Raw genomic sequence first — 2,593 nt, 5'->3', positions numbered from 1 at the left:
CTCCGCGACACTGAGCAACCAGGGACTGGTCGTCGTGATGGACCGAGACTGGGAGGTGCTCGTCCGGCGCCTCCTGACGGAGTTGGCTGCCTGCGTGGGTTCGGGGTATCTGCGGCGCGCCGAGGCAATCGCTCGGCTCGCGGCACGGCCAAGTGTCGGGAGGGTTCTCATCGCCATCGCGCGCGAGATCTTGACCGATCCAGCCGCGCAGGTTTACAGCGAGGTGGCGTCCCTCTTACAGTACACATGCGACGGCCGAGCGATGACCTTATTGCTGGACGTCGTGGCCAATCCGGTGAACATTGGTGCTTTGCGGGCAGCACTGTTCTCCTGCGCCAGCATGCTTCGTTGGTGCCGATTCGGACGCGACGCGACAGCAGAGTTGGTCCACCTGTCCCTCGCCTACGCCGGCGACGCTTCGATGCCTTACCGAATCAGGCGCGCCGCCGCGGACGTCCTAGTGGCGCTCGATGAAAGAAGGCGGGTGCCTGTGACGCTGACGTCGAAGCGTCGACTCAGCGATCTCGGTCTCGCCTCCACCCTGATCCACCGTCGCAGCGGGGTGGGTCGGCGTGGCGTAGACGAGAATGCCCTTGCTGGGTTGGAGAATCGGTGTTGCGACACATCGGATCCGGCCACAGCAAGGGGCATCTCGCGGATGCAAGCATCTCACAGGGTTTCCGCTGATTTCGACGACCCCAACCTCGTGTCGGTCGCTGGCCTGGTGCCGGTGTTGCGGCTGGGTGAGCAGGCGGGGCTGCACGACCTGCTCGGTGAGCATGTGCGGGTCCCGTCGCCGAACCCCGTCGCGAAGTCGACGTGCGTGGTCGCGGGCATGCTGGCGGGCGCGGACAGCATCGACGATCTCGACGTGCTGCGGCACGGCGCGACGGACAAGGTGTTCAGCGGGATCCGTGCCCCGTCGACCCTGGGTACGTATCTGCGGTCGTTCACCCATGGCCACGTCGGGCAGCTCGACGCCGTGTCGGGTCGGCTGCTGGCCGGTCTCGCCGCGCGGGTCCCGACCCTGCTCGCCGGGGCCGACACGATGGCCTACCTCGACGTCGACGACACGATCCGACAGGTCCACGGCCACGCCAAGCAGGGCGCCGCGTTCGGCTACTCCGGGGTGCGTGGCCTGAACGCGCAACTGGCGATCGTCTCGACACCGATGGCCGCGCCGGTGATCGCGGCGGCCCGGCTCCGCGGCGGCAACACCGCCTCGGCCAAGGGCGGCGCGAAGCTGGTGGCCCAGGCGTTGACGACCGTCCGCGCCGCCGGCGCCACCGGGCAGGTGCTGCTGCGAGCCGACTCCGCGTACTACACCCGCACGATGGTCGCGGTCGCGCTGCGCCACAAGGTGTGGTTCTCCATCACCGCACGAATGAACCCGCAGGTCAACCGGACCATCGCGGCCATCGACGAGGACGCCTGGACCCCGATCCGCTACCCGAACGCGGTGTGGGACGACGACGACAACCGGTGGGTCTCCGACGCCGAGGTCGCCGAGACCCCCATCACCGTCTTCGGATCACGCCGCAAGACCGACGAGGTCACCTGCCGCCTCGTGGTCCGCCGGGTCAAACGGCTCAATCCCGCCAACCCCGACCAGGGTGAGCTGTTCGACACCTACCGTCACCACGCGTTCATCACCAACTCGAAGCTGAGCACCGTCGACGCCGACGCCCACCACCGCGACCACGCCGTCGTCGAGCAGGTCATCGCCGAGCTGAAGGACGGACCGCTGGCGCACCTGCCGTCGGGCAAGTACGCCGCCAACGCCGCCTGGCTCGCCCACGCGGTCATCGCGTTCAACCTCACCCGCGCCGCCGCGGCCGCCACCCCCGGCCACCACCGCGCCCGCTGGGCGACCCTGCGCCGCCGCATCATCAACGTCCCCGCCCGAATCGCCACCTCCGCCGGCCGGCTCAAGCTGCACCTGCCCGAACAGTGGGCCTGGGCCGACGCCTGGCAGGCCCTCTTCGCAGCCGCCACCGGGCCACCCGGACCCGCCACCACCTGACCACCCAGCCCCAACGGGCGCGACCAAGGACCCACAGTGGAAAAGCCGGGCACACCGGCAGATTACCCGCGCCAAATCCCACCGCCACACCACGAAACACAGAAAACGGAGCCCGACCATCAACGTCGGTGGATCAGGGTTCAGGTCGTAAAGCCGCTAGATCCCGCCGAAACGGCCGTGTTTTGCGGCTTAGCGACCTGAAGGCCACTCCACCCGTCACATCCGCCTCTCCTGCCTCGTCTCTCCGGGCGCCACCAACGCCTCAGACCCCCACCCTGATGGCTCGCGTGGACGCCGCTCGACGGTGGTCAGTGGCATAACGGCGATCAGGACGGTCGGGCCGATGGGCGGTCACGCCAGGTAGACGGTGGCGACGGGTTGATGACACTCGATCGGCCACCCGGTGGGCAGGTGCAGTGACTCGCGCCAACCTCCCGGCCAGGTGATGGTGAGCGTGTGCAAGCGCCCTCCCGGCGTGGAGGTATGGCACCGCCTCGCCCATCCGATCGAGACGAACGGATGCTCGCCGGGACGCAGCCACGCCTCACGGGGGTGGCCCAGCACCACCGG

General features: G+C 68.8%; 2 protein-coding genes. One reads left to right on the top strand and one right to left on the bottom strand.

Annotation, left to right across the window (positions count from 1 at the left end; translation table 11 throughout):
* Positions 1–658: 658 nt before the first annotated feature.
* Positions 659–2,023, top strand: coding sequence for an IS1380 family transposase (locus Q0W90_RS24170; RefSeq protein ID WP_297777174.1), 1,365 nt, complete (start codon positions 659–661; stop codon positions 2,021–2,023).
* Positions 2,024–2,374: 351 nt separating this feature from the next.
* Here the strand turns inward: Q0W90_RS24170 and Q0W90_RS24165 are convergent.
* Positions 2,375–2,593, bottom strand: a 219-nt coding sequence (locus tag Q0W90_RS24165) for a hypothetical protein (RefSeq protein WP_297777171.1), incomplete at its 5' end; no start/stop codon positions are given.

This window comes from Mycobacterium sp. (genome assembly GCF_025933915.1).
Taxonomy (GTDB): domain Bacteria; phylum Actinomycetota; class Actinomycetes; order Mycobacteriales; family Mycobacteriaceae; genus Mycobacterium.
This window is presented reverse-complemented; position numbering and strand designations above follow the sequence as displayed.